The organism is Pseudomonas sp. GW821-FHT09A09, from assembly GCF_059418405.1.
Window position 1 is genome coordinate 85,438 of record NZ_JBWKPU010000006.1, and the last position, 15,762, is coordinate 101,199.

16 protein-coding genes are annotated in these 15,762 nt (G+C 63.6%); 10 read left to right on the top strand and 6 right to left on the bottom strand.

Features of this window, described 5'->3' with window-relative positions:
* The first annotated feature begins 110 nt into the window (after positions 1-110).
* A complete protein-coding gene (locus AC07OV_RS07030) occupies positions 111-599 on the top strand; it encodes a DUF1289 domain-containing protein (RefSeq protein ID WP_176997511.1) in 489 nt (162 codons plus the stop codon).
* Positions 600-721: 122 nt separating this feature from the next.
* Here AC07OV_RS07030 and mdeB read toward each other — a convergent pair whose 3' ends face one another.
* Entirely contained in the window at positions 722-3,400 is a 2,679-nt protein-coding gene (gene mdeB, locus AC07OV_RS07035) for an alpha-ketoglutarate dehydrogenase (protein ID WP_495091889.1), read from the bottom strand.
* A 191-nt stretch (positions 3,401-3,591) separates the two neighbouring features.
* On the opposite strand from mdeB, the gene AC07OV_RS07040 reads away from it, so the two are divergent.
* The 3 genes from AC07OV_RS07040 to AC07OV_RS07050 all read left to right on the top strand — a co-directional run bounded on the left by AC07OV_RS07040 (position 3,592) and on the right by AC07OV_RS07050 (position 6,346).
* Entirely contained in the window at positions 3,592-4,506 is a 915-nt protein-coding gene (locus AC07OV_RS07040; protein ID WP_495091890.1) for a class I SAM-dependent methyltransferase, read from the top strand.
* Between the two features lie 149 nt (positions 4,507-4,655).
* Positions 4,656-5,375, top strand: coding sequence for a phosphatidylcholine synthase (pcsA, locus tag AC07OV_RS07045; protein WP_494997074.1), 720 nt, complete (start codon positions 4,656-4,658; stop codon positions 5,373-5,375).
* 191 nt (positions 5,376-5,566) lie between these two features.
* The gene (locus tag AC07OV_RS07050) at positions 5,567-6,346 is read left to right on the top strand and encodes a TSUP family transporter (RefSeq protein ID WP_178923401.1); all 780 of its coding nucleotides are present in this window, start codon (positions 5,567-5,569) and stop codon (positions 6,344-6,346) included.
* On the opposite strand, the gene nudC is transcribed toward AC07OV_RS07050, so the two are convergent.
* Together nudC and AC07OV_RS07060 are read right to left on the bottom strand one after the other, a co-directional pair.
* Positions 6,314-7,147, bottom strand: coding sequence for an NAD(+) diphosphatase (nudC, locus tag AC07OV_RS07055; RefSeq protein WP_494997073.1), 834 nt, complete (start codon positions 7,145-7,147; stop codon positions 6,314-6,316). The genes AC07OV_RS07050 and nudC overlap by 33 nt on opposite strands.
* Positions 7,148-7,152: 5 nt before the next feature.
* Positions 7,153-7,965 carry a crotonase/enoyl-CoA hydratase family protein gene (locus AC07OV_RS07060; protein ID WP_178923397.1) on the bottom strand — a complete coding sequence of 271 codons (813 nt, stop codon included), beginning with the start codon at positions 7,963-7,965 and terminating at the stop codon, positions 7,153-7,155.
* A gap of 192 nt (positions 7,966-8,157) precedes the next feature.
* Between AC07OV_RS07060 and AC07OV_RS07065 the strand changes: the two genes are divergently transcribed.
* The 4 genes from AC07OV_RS07065 (at position 8,158) to AC07OV_RS07080 (ending at position 12,268) form a co-directional block, all read left to right on the top strand.
* Positions 8,158-9,426: a chloride channel protein gene (locus AC07OV_RS07065; protein ID WP_495091891.1), complete on the top strand. Its 1,269-nt coding sequence runs from the start codon at positions 8,158-8,160 to the stop codon at positions 9,424-9,426.
* 62 nt (positions 9,427-9,488) lie between these two features.
* A complete protein-coding gene (locus tag AC07OV_RS07070; protein ID WP_495091892.1) occupies positions 9,489-10,043 on the top strand; it encodes a UPF0149 family protein in 555 nt (184 codons plus the stop codon).
* A gap of 546 nt (positions 10,044-10,589) precedes the next feature.
* The gene (locus tag AC07OV_RS07075) at positions 10,590-11,846 is read left to right on the top strand and encodes a 3-phosphoshikimate 1-carboxyvinyltransferase (protein WP_494997070.1); all 1,257 of its coding nucleotides are present in this window, start codon (positions 10,590-10,592) and stop codon (positions 11,844-11,846) included.
* Positions 11,847-11,878: 32 nt separating this feature from the next.
* Entirely contained in the window at positions 11,879-12,268 is a 390-nt protein-coding gene (locus tag AC07OV_RS07080; RefSeq protein ID WP_176998346.1) for a hypothetical protein, read from the top strand.
* A 1-nt stretch (position 12,269) separates the two neighbouring features.
* Here AC07OV_RS07080 and AC07OV_RS07085 read toward each other — a convergent pair whose 3' ends face one another.
* Positions 12,270-12,869 (bottom strand): NAD(P)H-dependent oxidoreductase, encoded by a 600-nt coding sequence (locus AC07OV_RS07085; RefSeq protein ID WP_495091893.1) that lies wholly within the window; start codon positions 12,867-12,869, stop codon positions 12,270-12,272.
* A gap of 72 nt (positions 12,870-12,941) precedes the next feature.
* On the opposite strand from AC07OV_RS07085, the gene AC07OV_RS07090 reads away from it, so the two are divergent.
* The gene (locus AC07OV_RS07090; RefSeq protein WP_176998348.1) at positions 12,942-13,544 is read left to right on the top strand and encodes a TetR/AcrR family transcriptional regulator; all 603 of its coding nucleotides are present in this window, start codon (positions 12,942-12,944) and stop codon (positions 13,542-13,544) included.
* A 112-nt stretch (positions 13,545-13,656) separates the two neighbouring features.
* Positions 13,657-14,034 (top strand): COG4315 family predicted lipoprotein, encoded by a 378-nt coding sequence (locus AC07OV_RS07095; RefSeq protein ID WP_176998349.1) that lies wholly within the window; start codon positions 13,657-13,659, stop codon positions 14,032-14,034.
* Between the two features lie 75 nt (positions 14,035-14,109).
* Here AC07OV_RS07095 and AC07OV_RS07100 read toward each other — a convergent pair whose 3' ends face one another.
* The gene (locus AC07OV_RS07100; RefSeq protein ID WP_495091894.1) at positions 14,110-14,784 is read right to left on the bottom strand and encodes a GNAT family N-acetyltransferase; all 675 of its coding nucleotides are present in this window, start codon (positions 14,782-14,784) and stop codon (positions 14,110-14,112) included.
* 22 nt (positions 14,785-14,806) lie between these two features.
* Positions 14,807-15,715: a LysR family transcriptional regulator gene (locus AC07OV_RS07105; RefSeq protein ID WP_495091895.1), complete on the bottom strand. Its 909-nt coding sequence runs from the start codon at positions 15,713-15,715 to the stop codon at positions 14,807-14,809.
* Positions 15,716-15,762 lie beyond the last annotated feature (47 nt).

Sequence of the window (15,762 nt, forward strand, 5' to 3'; positions counted from 1 at the left end):
CACCCCCCCCCCCCCCCCCCCCCCTCCTCCCCCCCCCCCCCCCCCCCCCCCCCCCCCCCCCCCCCCCCCGCTCCTACAGGGTTTGCGTTCACTCTCGTTAAAAAGTTTTTATGCCCAATCAAACCATCAAGACGCCCTGCGTCGGCCTGTGCTCCACCGTTTACGGGGACCTGGTCTGCCGAGGCTGCAAGCGTTATCACCATGAGGTGATCCAGTGGAACGGCTATAACGCCGAGGAAAAGCAGGCGGTGTGGTTGCGCCTGGAGCAGTTGCTGGTGCAGGTGATGGCCAGCAAGCTGGAAGTGTTCGACGCCCACCTGCTGCGTCAGCAGCTGGAAAGCCGCAAGATCCGTTTTGTGCCGCACCAGTCGCCGTATTGCTGGGCCTACCAGTTGATTGCCCGGGGTGCACGGGTGATTTCCAAGCTGGAGGCCTATGGCCTGGCGCTGCTGCCGGAGTTTCGCGAGCGGCACCTGGCGGATTTGCGCGATGCGATTGACCGGGAGTTTTTCCTGTTGTCGGAGGCGCATTACGAGCGGTACATCGCCCCAGGTTTCCTCAAGGAAGCCTTCGGCCCTGCCCTGATTGCCACTATCTAAGCAACACCACAAAACCCATGTGGGAGCTGGCTTGCCTGCGATGGCGGTGGGTCAGCCGATGCATCTGTAGCTGACCCACCGCTATCGCAGGCAAGCCAGCTCCCACAGGTGATCTCTGTTGTTCAGGAGATCCAGGACGCGGCACGCTCCGATTGCAAGCCGTACTTCTCTATTGCCTGTTGGCATACCTCCCGCGCCAAACTCCCCTGCTCTACCAACGCCGTCAGTGCCGCCAGCACGATATGATGGCGGTCCACCTCGAAGAAATCCCGCAACGCCGCCCGTGTATCACTGCGTCCAAAGCCGTCCGTGCCGAGCACGGTGTAACGGGAATCAACGTACGCACCAATCATCTGCGGCACCGCCCGCACATAGTCGGACACCGCCACCACCGGCGCACCCTGGGGCAGGCACGCGTTCACATGACTCACCCGCGTCGCGTCCTGCGGATGCAGCCGATTCCAGCGCTCCACCTCCCGCGCATCCCGCGCCAGTTCGCTGAAGCTGGTCACGCTGAACACTTCGCTGGTCACCTGCCAATCGTCCGCCAGCAGCTGCGCCGCCGCCTGGGCTTCGCGCACCAGCGTGCCGGAGCCGAGCAGGCGCACTTGGGCATTGGCGGCGCCCTCAAGGCGGTACATGCCCTTGATGATCGCGGCTTCCACGCCGTCCGGCAGGCTCGGCTGCGGGTAGTTTTCGTTCATCAGGGTCACGTAGTAGAACTCGTCCACATCGTGCTCCAGCATCTGGCGCATGCCGTGGTCGAGGATCACCGCAAACTCACCGGCAAACGCCGGGTCGTAGGCACGGCAATTGGGCACCGTCGCCGCCATGAGGTGGCTGCTGCCGTCCTGATGCTGCAGGCCTTCGCCGCCCAAGGTGGTGCGCCCGGCCGTGGCGCCCAGCAGAAACCCTCGGGCACGTTGGTCGGCGGCGGCCCAGATCAGGTCGCCGACCCGCTGGAAGCCGAACATCGAGTAATAGATGTAGAACGGCAACATCCGCAGGCCATGCACCGAATAGCTGGTGGCCGCCGCGACCCAGGAACTGATGGCGCTGGCCTCGCTGATGCCCTCTTCGAGGATCTGCCCGTCAGTGGCCTCGCGGTAGCTGAGGATCGAGCCGATGTCTTCCGGCTCGTAGCGCTGGCCCACGCTGGAATAGATGCCGATCTGCTTGAACAGGTTGGCCATGCCGAAGGTGCGCGCTTCATCGGCCACGATCGGCACGATGCGCGGGCCCAGGGCCTTGTCCTTGAGCAAGTTGGTGAGCATGCGCACAAAGGCCATGGTGGTGGACATTTCCTTGCCGTCGGCCGCCGTGGCAAACCCGGCGTACCCCGTTATCGACGGCACCGCGACCGTTGCCGCCACCTGGCTGCGGCTGGGCACATAGCCGCCCAGCGCATTGCGCCGCTGGTGCAGGTAACGCATTTCAAGGCTGTCATCAGCCGGTTTGAAGAAACTCAGGGATTCGGTCTGTTCATCGCTGAGCGGCAACTGGAAGCGATTGCGGAAGGCGATCAGCGCGTCGCGGTCGAGTTTCTTCTGCTGGTGGGTGGTCATCTTGCCCTGCCCGGCCTCGCCCATGCCGAAGCCCTTCTTGGTCTGGGCCAGGATCACCGTGGGCTTGCCCTTGACCCGGCGTGCCGCGTGGTAAGCCGCGTGAATCTTGACCATGTCATGGCCGCCGCGCTTGAGGCGGTCGATCTGCTCGTCACTCATGCCTGCCACCAGCGCCTTCAGGGACTCGCTTTGGCCAAAGAAGTGCTCGCGGTTGTAGGCGCCGTCCTTGGCGGCAAAGGTCTGGAATTGGCCGTCGACGGTATTGGACAGGGTGGTGACCAGCGAGCCGTCGGCATCCTTGGCGAGCAAGGCGTCCCAGTCCGAGCCCCAGACCAGTTTGATCACGTTCCAGCCGGCGCCGGCGAACAGCGCTTCCAGTTCGTCGATGATTCGCCCGTTGCCGCGCACCGGGCCGTCGAGGCGCTGCAGGTTGCAGTTGACCACCCAGGTCAGGTTGTCCAGGCCTTCGCGGGCGGCCAGGGTCAGGGCCGACATGCTTTCCGGTTCGTCCATCTCGCCGTCGCCGAACACGCCCCACACATGGCGGTCGGTGGTGTCCTGCAAGTGGCGATGCTGCAAGTAGCGCATGAAGCGCGCCTGGAATATCGAGCTGATGGGGCCAATGCCCATGGAACCGGTGGGGAACTGCCAGAAGTCGGGCATCAACCACGGATGGGGGTAGCTGGACAGGCCCCGTGCGCCATGGTTGGGGCCGCCGATCTCCTGGCGATAGTGGGCCAGGTCGTGCTCGCTGAGGCGCCCCTCCAGAAAGGCACGGGCGTAAATCCCCGGTGCCGAATGCGGCTGATAGAACACCAGGTCACCGCCAAAGCCCTCGTTGCGCGCGCGGAAGAAGTGGTTGAAGCCCACTTCGAACAAGTCCGCCGCACTGGCGTAGCTGGCGATATGGCCGCCCAGTTCGCCATAGGCCTGGTTGGCGCGCACCACCATGGCCAGCGCGTTCCAGCGTACCAGCGACGCCACGCGCTCTTCGGTAGCAAGATCACCCGGGAATGGCGGTTGCTGTTCGACGCTGATGCTATTGATATACGGCGTGCCGTGGCGCGGTTTCCAGTCGATGTGCGGGGCGCTGCCTTCACGGGCCAGCAGGTCGAGGATCTGCCGGGCCCGGGCCGGGCCGGCGTTGGCCACCAGGGACGCCAGGGCGTCACGCCACTCGTCCAGCTCTACCTGATCCACTGCTGTGTGATTGACTGCACTCGCGAAACCGTTCATGGGCACCTCCGGGCTTTTTTTCCAGTTTATGTCGGTGCCAAAGGATTATTTGCCTGTTATCAGGCGCAGCTTGCAGCTTTTTGAGCATGAATCACTGCCAACCGGCTTTTTTCCAGCACGTTGTGCTCAAGCACCCCGAAACCCTGCAACTGTGTTTAAAATGCCGCCCGCTCAATGACTGACGCCCAACGATGACCCCAGACGCACTCGCCACCCTGCATGCTCACCTCGTCACCGCCCTGGCCACGCCACCGGACGAAACCCGCCGCCTGTTCCACGGCCGTGGCCGTTGCTGGCCGGGCCTGGAACAACTGACGGTGGACTGGCTGCAAGGCGTGGTGCTGGTCTCGTTGTTCAAGGAGCCCGAGGCGCAGCCACTGGAAGACTTGAAACAGCTGCTGCACACGCAACTGGCCGACTACACCGTGGCCCTGCAACACCGCTACCTGCCGCAAAGCACCACCGAATGGCTGGTGGGCAACCCGGTCGAAGAGCTGATCATCACCGAAGGCGGCCTGCGTTACCTGATCGACCTGGGTAAAAAACAGAATAGCGGGCTGTTCCTCGACATGCGCTACGGCCGCAACTGGGTGCGCGAACAGGCCAAGGGCCAGCGCGTGCTCAACCTGTTTGCCTACACCTGCGGGTTCTCCGTGGCGGCCATCGAAGGTGGCGCCGAGCATGTGGTGAACCTGGACATGGCCCGTGGCGCCTTGAGCCGTGGCCGTGACAATCACCGCCTGAACGGTCATGACCTGAGCCAGGTCAGCTTCCTGGGCCACGACCTGTTCAAGTCCTGGGCCAAGGTCACGCACAACGGCCCTTACGACCTGGTGATCATCGACCCGCCGTCCTTCCAGAAAGGCAGTTTCCTGCTGACCAAGGACTACCAGCGCGTGCTGCGCCGCCTGCCGGACCTGCTCACGCCACAGGGCACGGTACTGGCCTGCATGAACGACCCGGCCCTGGGCGAAGACTTCCTGATCGACGGCGTGACCCGCGAAGCGCCGGGCCTGCGTTTTATCGAACGGCTGCAAAACCCGCCGGAATTTCCTGATATTGACGCGCAAAGTGGCTTGAAGGCCTTGGTGTTCCGCCAGGGCTGATGCCGAATCGTCCTACGCTTGCTACGCTAAGTGATACACCGGGGCGGTGAACCTTATCCCCCCCTTCCCGGTCGATACCTGCATTCCCCGGCCAGACTCGACGGCGTTACGTTGTCGGCTGCCCCGTTTCACCTTTTGGAGAACCGCCCGTGATATCGACCCTGCATGTAGCCAGACTCAAAGCCTGGGGCGCCCACGGCTTCACCGCCACCGGTGTGGTGCTGGCCTTTCTGGCCACCCTGGCGCTGCTGGAAAACTCGCCCAAGGCCTGCCTGCTGTGGCTGGGCCTGGCGCTGGTGGTCGATGGCGTCGACGGTTCCCTGGCACGCCGGGTCAATGTCAGCACCGTGTTGCCGAGCTTCGACGGCTCGGTGCTGGACCTGGTGATCGACTACCTGACCTACGTGTTCATCCCGGCGCTGTTCATCTACCGCTACATCGACCTGCCGGACTTCACCCATCTGTTCACGGTGTCGGTGATTTTGGTGTCGTCGCTGTTCTGTTTCTGCAACGTGAACATGAAGAGCAAGGACAACTACTTTGTCGGCTTCCCGGCGGCGTGGAACGTGGTGGCGCTGTGCGTGTACATCATCCAGCCGGAGGCCTGGGTCACCTTGCTCACGGTGATCGGCCTGGCACTGCTGACCGTGACGCCGATGAAGTTCCTGCACCCGTTCCGGGTCAAGCGCTTCATGCCAATCAATATCGCCGTCACCACGATCTGGCTGCTGTGCAGCTTCCTGATGGTGGTGGACTACCCGAACACCAACCCGTGGACGTTTGGGTTGTGGTCGCTGATGTCGGCGTATTTCCTGGGGATTTGTGTGTGGCGTACGGCGCTTGAGTGGATCGAAACACACAGGTCCTAAGCGGGCACCGTAAGAATGTGGGAGCTGGCTTGCCTGCGATAGCGGTGGGTCAGTCAACCTATCGGTAGCAGGTCCACCGTCATCGCAGGCAAGCCAGCTCCCACATTGGAACTACCTACCTCCGGCAGGTAAGATGCAGGCCTTTGGCGCAGCCCCTTCGCTGCGCACCCTGCCAAGAATAAGCCCTGCCCATGCCCTTCGAACTCAGCGTTGACCTCACCACCCTCGCCATCCTGGCGCTTGTCGCCTTTATCGCCGGTTTCATCGACGCCATCGCGGGCGGCGGCGGTCTGCTGACCACACCGGCCCTGCTCACGGCCGGCATGCCACCGCACCTGGTGCTGGGCACCAACAAGCTCAGCTCCACCTTCGGCTCGGCCACCGCCAGTTTCACCTTTTACCGCCGCAAGCTGTTCCACCCACGCCAGTGGGTGCATGCCATCGTCGGCACATTGATCGGCGCATTGAGCGGCGCCGTGGTCGCCCACTACCTGCCCGCCGAAACCCTGAACAAAATGCTGCCGGTGATTGTGTTCGCCTGTGGCGTGTACCTGCTGTTCGGCGGCACGCCCAAGGCGCCGCTGGACGCCGATGCGCCGATCAAGAAGAAATGGCAATCCACCCAGGGTTTCGGCCTGGGCTTCTACGACGGCGTGGCCGGCCCAGGCACCGGGGCGTTCTGGACCGTGAGCACCATGCTGCTGCACCCCATCGACCTGGTGAAAGCCAGCGGCGTGGCGCGCAGCATGAACTTCGTCAGCAACGCGGGCGCGCTGACGGTGTTCATCATCAATGGTTCGGTGGACTGGATCGTCGGCCTGGCAATGGGCGTTTCGGTGATGTGCGGCGCGTTCTTTGGCGCCCGCAGCGCAATCAGCGGCGGCGCCAAATTCATTCGCCCGGTGTTCATCACCGTGGTCCTCGGCCTGACAGTACGCCTAGCCTGGCAGCACTGGTTCAGCGTGGCCTAAGCGACGGGCCAGGTAGAGGTCGATCAGGTAGCGCGCAATCGAACGTGACGCCGGCAACGGCGGCAGGTCGTGGATGTTGAACCACTGCGCGTCTTCGATCTCGTCGGCCTGGGGCACGATGTCGCCACCGGCGTATTCGGCATGGAAGCCCAGCATCATCGAGTGCGGGAACGGCCAGCACTGGCTGCCCATGTACTGGATGTTTTTGACCTCCACCTGCACCTCTTCGCGCACCTCGCGGATCAGGCAGTCTTCGGCCGACTCCCCCGGCTCGGCAAACCCCGCCAGCGTGCTGTACACACCCGTGACAAAGCGTGGCGAACGGGCCAACAGGATCTCATCGCCACGGGTCACCAGCACAATCATGCTCGGCGAAATGCGTGGGTAGCTGCGCAGGTCGCAGGCCTGGCAATGCATCGCACGCTCGCGGGGCACCTGGACCATGGCCTGGCCGCAACTGCCACAAAAACGGTGTTCGCGCGCCCAGGTGCCGATCTGCGCGGCGTAACCCAACACTTTGTACAGCGTGTGGTCGCCTTGCAGCATGAACGCGCGCAGGCCCTGCCAGCTGCAACCTTCCACCTCGGCGGCGGCGTCCAGCTCCAGCAGGTAGACCGGCTCGCCGTCGAGGTGGCCGATACCGTGTTCGGCAAACACCGCCAGGTCCTGGCGCTTGAGCCATTCCCGGGGGAACAGCGGGCCGTTGGCGTCATGCAAGAAGCCGTCGCGGCTGCGGGCGACGGCCCAGCCGCCAGGGGTGTCGTTGTCCAGAAGTGTTGTGGTAATCCAGCCTGGGGTCATGTCAGTCAATCCACGAATTCGGGTTTCTGCTTACTCATGTGGGCCGCGATGGCCACGCGCAGGTCGTTGGATTGCAACATAGCCGAGTTCCAGGTGGCAACGTATTCCAGACCATCATTGACTGTGTGGTCACGCATGTAGCTGATCATGGCCTTGGTGCCAGCCACGGCAATCGGCGACTTGGCGGCGATTTCATGGGCAATTTCCATCACCCCGGCCAACAGGCTTTCCTGATCGGGATAGACGCGATTGACCAGGCCGATGCTGCGCGCTTCCTCGGCACCGAACTGGCGACCGGTGTAGGCCAGCTCGCGCAACATGCCGTCGCCGATGATGCGCGGCAAACGTTGCAGGGTGCCGACGTCGGCGGCCATGCCGATGTCGATTTCCTTGATGGAGAACTGCGCGCCCTCGGCGGCGTAGCGCATGTCGCAGGCGCTGATCAGGTCGATCGCACCGCCGATGCAGTAGCCCTGCACGGCCGCCAGCACCGGCTTGCGGCAGTTGTCGACAGCATTGAACGAGGCTTGCAGCTCAAGGATCTTGCGGCGCAGCAGGCGTGCGTTGCGGCCCACGTCCTTGCCGAATTCATTGGCCACCGAAGCCAGCATCATCAGGTCGATGCCAGACGAAAAATGCTTGCCGGCCCCGCTGAGCACCACGGCGCGCACGGCGTCGGTGTCTTCGACCCACTGGAAGATGTCGATGATTTCGGTCCAGAACGCGGCGTTCATCGCGTTGATCTTTTCCGGGCGGTTGATCTGCACATGGGCAACGTTGCCGGTGAGTTCGACGACGAAAGCTTGGTATTCGGACATGGCAGTGATCCCTGACTGGCGAGTAGTAAGGCCCGAACTATACCAAGGGTGCAGGACGGCGCATCGGCCAAAACCGGGACTGGCAAAGGTAATGAAATGTTGTGGCGCGGCGCTTCATGCAGCGGCGATACATTTCACCCAGGGCAGGCGATTTATCGGCTATACAATCAGGGCCATTGTCTGGAGTTGTGTATGCCGTCCACGTTTCGCTCATCGTTGATACTGGCCCTGGTGGTCGTGCTGACCGGCATCGGCGCGGGGCTTGGCGGCATGCTCCTGGCGTTGCTGCTGCACGGTATTCAACACCTGGCCTACGGCTACAGCCTCGACAGCCTGGTCAGCCACGAAACTTTCCTGCTCGGCGTGACCGCGGCCGCCCCCGAACGGCGCTTGCTGGTGCTGGTGGTGTGTGGCCTGGTGGCCGGGTTCGGCTGGTGGCTGATTTATCGCTACGGCCGGCCGCTGGTGAGCATCAAGCAGGCGGTGTCGGAGAAGATGCCGATCATGCCGCCCAAGACCACCCTCGCCCACGCCGTGCTGCAAATCATCACCGTGGCCCTCGGCTCGCCCCAGGGCCGTGAAGTGGCGCCACGGGAAGTCGGGGCCTTGGCCGCCACCTGGTTATCGCAGCGGGCGCGACTCGCCCCGCCGATGCATCGCCTGATCGTCGCCTGCGGCGCCGGCGCAGGCCTGGCGGCGGTGTACAACGTGCCGTTGGGCGGCGCGGTGTTCGTGCTGGAAGTGCTGGTGGGCGTGTTCAGTTGGCCGGCGGCGGTGATTGCCCTGGCGACCTCTGCGATTGCCGCCTCGGTGGCGTGGATCGGGTTGGGTGCCGAATCCCAATATGTGGTGCCGCACTTTGTGCTGAGCCCGGCCTTGATCGCCTGGGCGGTGGTGTGCGGGCCAGTGTTCGGGTTGGCAGCTTACGGTTTCACCCGGCTCACCGGCCGCGCACGGGCGAATGCCGCACGAGGCTGGCGCCTGCCGGTGTTGTCAGTGATCAACTTCACGGTCATCGGCGTGTTGGCGATGTGGCTGCCGCAAATACTCGGCAATGGCAAAGGCCCGGCACAACTGGGGTTCGACAATGAACTGAGCATCGGCCTGGCCGCGTTGCTGTTGCTGGTCAAGGTGCTGATCACCACCAGCAGCCTGCGCGCCGGCGCCGAAGGCGGGCTATTGACGCCGGGCCTGGCCAACGGCGCACTGCTGGCGATCATCCTTGGTGGCGCCTGGAGCCTGGCGTGGCCGGGCGTCCCCCTGGGGGCGTTTGCGATCATCGGTGCGGCGGCTTTTCTGGCGTCCAGCATGAGCATGCCGCTGACGGCGATTGTGCTGGTGGCGGAATTCACCCGTATCGAGCATGACTTCCTGGTGCCCATCATCCTCGCAGTGGTGGGCTCGATGTGCGTGAGCAAGCTGTGCTTGCGCCTGGAAAGTACTGGAAAAAAACCGTCCTAAGTACCATCCTTCGCGCTTTAAGCCGCCCCACCTGCGGCGCTCGACGTTTAAAGGAAATGCCCATGCACGCCCACCCCCTCACCCCGGCCGAATTCGAATTCATCGAAGACACCCTGCTCAAATACGGCGACGACCACTCCGTGCTGAACCTGGCCGAACTCGACGGCTACTTCACCGCCCTGGTGTCCAGCCCGGCCCAGGTGGACGTGGCCGAGTGGTTCCCGGCGATCTGGGGCGGACAAAACCCCGATTGGGAAAGCATGGACGAAGCGCAACGCTTCCTCGAACTGTGCGTGCGCCACCTCAACACCCTGGCCGAACAACTGGCCACCGACGCCAGCGGCTTCAAGGCCCGCTTCGACGAAACCGACCACCAGGGCCACACCGTGACCCTCGCCGAAGAATGGTGCTTCGGCTACATCCGCGGTGCCGCCATCGGCAACTGGCCGGAACTGCCAGCCGCCCAGGCTGCAGAGCTGGAAAAAATCTCCTGGTGCGCCGAACAAGACAACTTCGAACTGCCCGCCGACCTGGATGTACAGGCGCACCAACAACGCGTCAGCCAAATCGAACCGGCTGCACGGGCGCTGCATGATTATTGGTTGGTAAAACGGTAACCGCCTGAGACCGAGGCGCCTGCATCGCCGGCAAGCCGGCTCCTACAGGGGAATGCGGTCGGCAAACGCTACCGGTCGGCTCTAAGGCCGCCGCGTCTGCTTTTGATCTTAGGCGCCCCGTCAAACACGCTGGCCGGAATTCGACAGGGATTTGGGGGGTAAACCGGCAGGGATGCCGGTTTAGCCGCCCCGCGCCATGGATGGCGCGTGGCGGCGGCCCCCCAAATACCTGTCGGATTACGGGCACACCGAGCCTAGGCGAGGTGCCGAGTGTTGGGGCAAGAGCGTTTTGCTTACTTTTGCGCTCCATCAAAAGTGAGCCGCTGTAAGAGCGGAACCAATAGCCGCCGTTACCAAAGAAATGGATATGTACACCGTGAGGCCGCCATCGCAGGCAAGCCAGCTCCCACAGGTGGATTGATGCACAACCAGAAAATACCGGTGGCCGTTACCCCGCGCTCGACAAGCACCGCATCTATACCCGATTATTCGGGTCCGCCCGTCGGCCACTCCGTGCCACCTTGCCTTGATCAGGAGCCCTGTACCTTGAGTTCGCAAAAAACCGTGACCGTTACACCGCCCAACTTCCCCCTCAATGGCAAGGTCGCGCCCCCCGGCTCCAAATCCATCACCAACCGCGCCCTCCTGCTGGCCGCCCTCGCCAAAGGCACCAGCCGCCTGAGCGGCGCCCTCAAAAGCGACGACACCCGCCACATGTCCGTGGCCCTGCGCCAAATGGGCGTGACCATCGACGAACCCGACGACACCACTTTCGTCGTCACCGGCTCCGGCAAACTGCAACTGCCCACCCAGCCCCTGTTCCTCGGCAACGCCGGCACCGCCATGCGCTTTCTGACCGCCGCCGTGGCCACCGTTGAAGGCACCGTGGTGCTGGACGGCGACGACTACATGCAAAAACGCCCGATCGGTCCCCTGCTGGCCACCCTCGGCCAGAACGGCATCAAGGTTGACAGCCCCACCGGCTGCCCACCGGTCACCGTGCATGGCGTGGGCAAGGTGCAGGCCAAGCGGTTTGAAATCGACGGCGGTTTGTCCAGCCAATACGTGTCGGCCCTGCTGATGCTCGCGGCGTGCGGCGAAGCGCCGATTGAAGTGGCATTGACCGGCAAGGACATCGGCGCCCGTGGCTACGTGGACCTCACCCTGGACTGCATGCGCGCCTTCGGTGCCCAAGTGGAAGCCGTCAACGACACCACCTGGCGCGTCGCGCCTACCGGCTACACCGCCCATGACTACCTGATCGAACCGGACGCCTCCGCTGCCACCTACCTGTGGGCCGCCGAAGTGCTGACCGCTGGCCGCATCGACATCGGCGTGGCCGCCCAGGACTTCACCCAGCCGGACGCCAAGGCCCAGGCCGTGATCGCCCAGTTCCCGAACATGCAGGCCACGGTGGTCGGTTCGCAAATGCAGGACGCCATCCCGACCCTCGCGGTGCTGGCGGCGTTCAACAACACCCCGGTGCGCTTCACCGAATTGGCCAACTTGCGCGTGAAGGAATGCGACCGCGTGCAAGCGCTGCATGACGGCCTCAACGAAATCCGCCCGGGCCTCGCGACCATCGAAGGCGACGACCTGATTGTGGCCAGCGACCCGGCACTGGCCGGCACCGCCTGCAACGCGCTGATCGACACCCACGCCGACCACCGCATCGCGATGTGCTTTGCGCTGGCGGGCCTGAAGGTGGCGGGCATCCGCATCCAGGACCCGGACTGCGTGGCCAAGACCTATCCTGAGTACTGGAAGGCCCTGGGCAGTCTTGGGGTTCAACTGAGCTACTGAGCACCAGGCGCTGGAAGGGGGAGGCATTGCACATGAACATTCGCCAACCCTGCCCACCCGGCGCCTGCGACTGCCAGCGCGAACAGCTGTTGGAGGCGCCCGGCACCGACCAGCGCATCCTCCAGCTCACGCGCCAGGAAGAGAAAAAACTGCTCGAGCGCCTCGAAGACCTCAAGAGCCTGCAAGACCTCGAACGCATGCAACAGCTGATGTACCAGCAATTGGGCATCCGCGTGCATGTCGCGCCAGGCCACACCGAGGTCAAGAGCATGCGCGGGATCCAGATCGTCATCGACGACTTGCCGGGGCTGTGCCGTAAAACTAGACAATCGATCCCGGCCGCGATTCGCCGTGGCATGGAGAAGCGCCCGGAAATCGCCTACCGCCTGCTCGATGCCCACGACCTGTTTCGCGAAGGTTGACTCAGCCCGCCACCGCCTGCGTTTCAAACAGGTTCATGCCGATGGACTTGGCCTTGTGCAGATGAACCTGGGCACTGCCGCTTTCCGACTCCAGCAACAATTCGGACGTCACCACCTGCGCGCCGCAGTAATCGAATATCCCGTAGTCGATCTGGGTGCCCATGGCCTTGGCATAACCGTGGCGTTCAAACGCGCTTGCATCGGCGGCGCCCAGCGCCAGCAGGTGCACCTGCAAGTGCCGCAGTTTTTTCACCACCGGGGTGTCCGGGCCGTAATCGATGGCCCAGCCATTAACGAACACGCGGTCGACCCAGCCCTTGAGCAATGCCGGCATCGACCACCAATAAATCGGGAAGGCCAGCACCAGCGCATCGGCGCGGTCGATACGCGCCTGTTCGGCGAGCACGTCGGCGGGCGGTGTGGCGCGGGTGCGGTGCACGAGGTGGTCTGCGGCGCTGTAACGTGGATCGAAGCCTTCGGCGGCCAGGTCGGCGATTTCGTAGGTGTGGCCTGCGGCCGCGAGCCCCGTGGCGACATGTGCGGCCAGGCTGTGGGTGAGGGATTGCGGGTCGTGATGAGCGACAACGATAAGTGCATGCATGACAGTGGCTCCCTTTCGGCTTAAGCTACGATTAGTAAGTTACGCCGATTAAGTTACTTTTGGTATATAAGCATGTCAAGCAGTGAATCCCCTGCCCCACGCCGTCGCCTGTCCCGTGAAGATCGCCTGCGCCAACTGTTGGATGTGGCCTGGCAGCTGGTGCGCGACGAAGGCACCGAAGCCCTGACCCTGGGCCGCCTGGCCGAACTGGCGGGTGTGACCAAGCCGGTGGTCTACGACCATTTTGTTACCCGTGCGGGCCTGCTGGCGGCGCTCTATGAAGATTTCGACGGGCGCCAGAACCAGGTGTTCAGCGATGCCATCGAAGCCAGCGCGGCCACCCTGGATGACCGCGCCTGGGTGATCGCCTCGTCCTATGTCGATTGCGTGTTGCTGCAAGGGCGGGAGATTCCCGGGGTGATCGCGGCGCTGAGCAGTTCGCCGGAACTGGAAACCCTCAAGCGCGAGTACGAGGCGATTTTCCTGGCCAAGTGTCGCGACGCGCTGTCGCCGTTCGCGGCGGCTGGCAGCGTGTCACAGGCGGGCCTGCGCGCCATGCTCGGGGCGGCGGAAGCATTGTCCCACGCGGCGGCCAGTGGCGAGATCAGCCGTGAAGAGGCGCAACAGGAGTTACTGGCGACGATCCTGGCGATGGTCAATCGTGCGCGCGGTTAAATAATTATTCACGTGCGAGGAATAAAGCGGCGCGGCGGGTGTTTACCTGAGTACGGCGTGTGAATACAGCACATGGCCAGTACCCAAACCAGAAAAGACCCAGGAGTTCGACATGCTGAACAAACGCTCCCTTGCTGCTGCCATCCTGATTGCCTGTGCTTCGTCCATGGCCTTCGCCGCCCCTGCCAAAATCGCCGACAGCGCCAAAGGCAAAGTGTTGGTGGACAGCAAAGGCATGACGCTTTACACCTTCGCCAAAGACAGCGCCGGCAAGTCGGCCTGCAGCGGCCAGTGCCTGGCCAACTGGCCGGCGTTCACCGCTTCGGCCGCCGCCAAGGATGCCGACGGCTACACCGTGATCACCCGTGACGACGGCAGCAAGCAATGGGCCTACAAGGGCCAGGCGCTGTACACCTGGGTCAAGGACAGCAAGCCGGGCGACATCACCGGTGACGGCGTTGGCGGCAACTGGAACCTGGCCAAGCCATAAGCAAACCCCGCCCCTGTAGGAGCCCGCTTGCGGGCGATAGCGAATTTGAGGGCGCCATCGCCGGCAAGCCGGCTCCTACAGGTTTTGTACGAAGCGTTGGGCTTTGTGCGTGAGCTGGTCGAGGTGGCGGTCACGCTGTTTCTCGGCATCCACCATTGCGCGCTTGCCGTGCTTTTGCAGCAAGTAGGTGTGAATCTGCCGCACTTCCAATGAGCTGTAGATCGACGCCACATCCAGCACGCCCATCAGGCCATCCGTTGCGTAATCCCGCGTGTTCATCAGCACCTGGGTGCCCCGCGCGCCGCGCACTTGAAAGCCCATGGCCTCGAACGCCGGCACCTTCTCCACCGCACAGGCCAGTTCGGCGTGGGGGTAGTGCGCCAGCACGTCCTGCAGCATCGCCCGCGCCACGCCTTGGCGCCGCTTACCGGCCTGCACCGCCATGAACGCAATGCCACACGCCTCGGGATCGTCCTTGACCGGCAGGTACAGCACAAAGCCGATGACCTGTTCCGGGTCTTTCGCGTCGGTGGCAACGATCAACTCGACCGCAATGCCCTTGGCTCCGCCCAGTGCCTCCAGGTACAGGTGCACCTCAAAACCGATCGCATATTGGTAGATGTTGTACAGCAAGTTGCTCGGCGGCAGCGCCACGCTGCTGATGTCGGTGAGGTTGTCCACCACCATCTGCAGGATCTGACCGTTGACAGGCTCGGGGCACGGGGTGGTGTAACGGGTAAGGCTGAACATGCAGGTTCCTGGGAATTTCGCGTCAAGACAGCGGCGATTGTACCTGTTGCAGCCCGCACACCTCACGTAAACATCCGCGCAACCAGCGATGGGCCAGGTCCGCGTCCAGGCGCGGGTGCCAGAGCATCGCCACGGTGAAGGCCGGTAAAGCCAATGGCAACTCGAAGCTGTGCAGGCCCTCGCGCTGGTGGACGGTGTAGCGCTCGGGCACGCTGGCGATCAGGTCGGTGTCCCGTGCCAGTGCGATGGCGGTGGAGAACCCGGCCACGATGGTAATGATCTGTCGCGGCATGCCTTGGGACTCAAGCAAATCATCAATCTGCCCTCGCGCTTGGCCACGGCGGGAGACGTACACGTGTTGCCCTTCGGCATAGCGCCGAATGCTGACAGTCCCCCGGCTGAGCGGATGCCCGCTGCGCACTACACCGATCAAGCGATCACGAAACAGCGCCTGGGTCAGCACCTCGGGGTTGGCACTGGCGTCGACCACACCGGTCTCCAGGTCGACGCTGCCATCGCGCAGCAAGGCGGTGTCCTTGTCGGTTTTAGTGACGAAGCGCAGGCGCACGCCAGGCGCCTCCCGGGCGATGCGCGCGAGCAATGCCGGGCCGAAGTTTTCGACGAACTCTTCGCTGGTGCGCAGGGTGAACGTACGTTCCACCCGGGCCATGTCCAAGGACTCGGCGGGCCGCAACACCGCCTGGGCCTCCTGCACCAAGCGGCTGACCTGCTCACGCAACGCCATCGCCCGGGGCGTCGGCACCAGGCCGCGACCCGCGCGCACCAGCAGCGGATCGCCGGTGGTCTCACGCAGGCGTGCCAGCGCCCGACTCATCGCCGACGGGCTCAAGCGCAGGCGCTCTGCGGCGCGGGCGACGCTGCCTTCGGCGAGCAACACGTCCAGGGTGATCAACAAATTAAGGTCGGGCATCACGGCTCCTCATCAGGCGTTTCATGCAGGTATTAACTGCATACCCG

Excerpts from the sequence above, each read along its gene's own strand:
- AC07OV_RS07050 (WP_178923401.1), top strand. The coding sequence starts at position 5,567 with ATGCCCTTCGAACTCAGCGTTGACCTCACCACCCTCGCCATCCTGGCG.
- AC07OV_RS07095 (WP_176998349.1), top strand. The coding sequence starts at position 13,657 with ATGCTGAACAAACGCTCCCTTGCTGCTGCCATCCTGATTGCCTGTGCT.
- nudC (WP_494997073.1), bottom strand. The coding sequence starts at position 7,147 with ATGACCCCAGGCTGGATTACCACAACACTTCTGGACAACGACACCCCT.
- AC07OV_RS07065 (WP_495091891.1), top strand. The coding sequence starts at position 8,158 with ATGCCGTCCACGTTTCGCTCATCGTTGATACTGGCCCTGGTGGTCGTG.
- mdeB (WP_495091889.1), bottom strand. The coding sequence starts at position 3,400 with ATGAACGGTTTCGCGAGTGCAGTCAATCACACAGCAGTGGATCAGGTA.
- AC07OV_RS07090 (WP_176998348.1), top strand. The coding sequence starts at position 12,942 with ATGTCAAGCAGTGAATCCCCTGCCCCACGCCGTCGCCTGTCCCGTGAA.
- AC07OV_RS07060 (WP_178923397.1), bottom strand. The coding sequence starts at position 7,965 with ATGTCCGAATACCAAGCTTTCGTCGTCGAACTCACCGGCAACGTTGCC.
- AC07OV_RS07030 (WP_176997511.1), top strand. The coding sequence starts at position 111 with ATGCCCAATCAAACCATCAAGACGCCCTGCGTCGGCCTGTGCTCCACC.
- AC07OV_RS07040 (WP_495091890.1), top strand. The coding sequence starts at position 3,592 with ATGACCCCAGACGCACTCGCCACCCTGCATGCTCACCTCGTCACCGCC.
- AC07OV_RS07105 (WP_495091895.1), bottom strand. The coding sequence starts at position 15,715 with ATGCCCGACCTTAATTTGTTGATCACCCTGGACGTGTTGCTCGCCGAA.
- AC07OV_RS07070 (WP_495091892.1), top strand. The coding sequence starts at position 9,489 with ATGCACGCCCACCCCCTCACCCCGGCCGAATTCGAATTCATCGAAGAC.
- AC07OV_RS07100 (WP_495091894.1), bottom strand. The coding sequence starts at position 14,784 with ATGTTCAGCCTTACCCGTTACACCACCCCGTGCCCCGAGCCTGTCAAC.
- AC07OV_RS07085 (WP_495091893.1), bottom strand. The coding sequence starts at position 12,869 with ATGCATGCACTTATCGTTGTCGCTCATCACGACCCGCAATCCCTCACC.
- AC07OV_RS07080 (WP_176998346.1), top strand. The coding sequence starts at position 11,879 with ATGAACATTCGCCAACCCTGCCCACCCGGCGCCTGCGACTGCCAGCGC.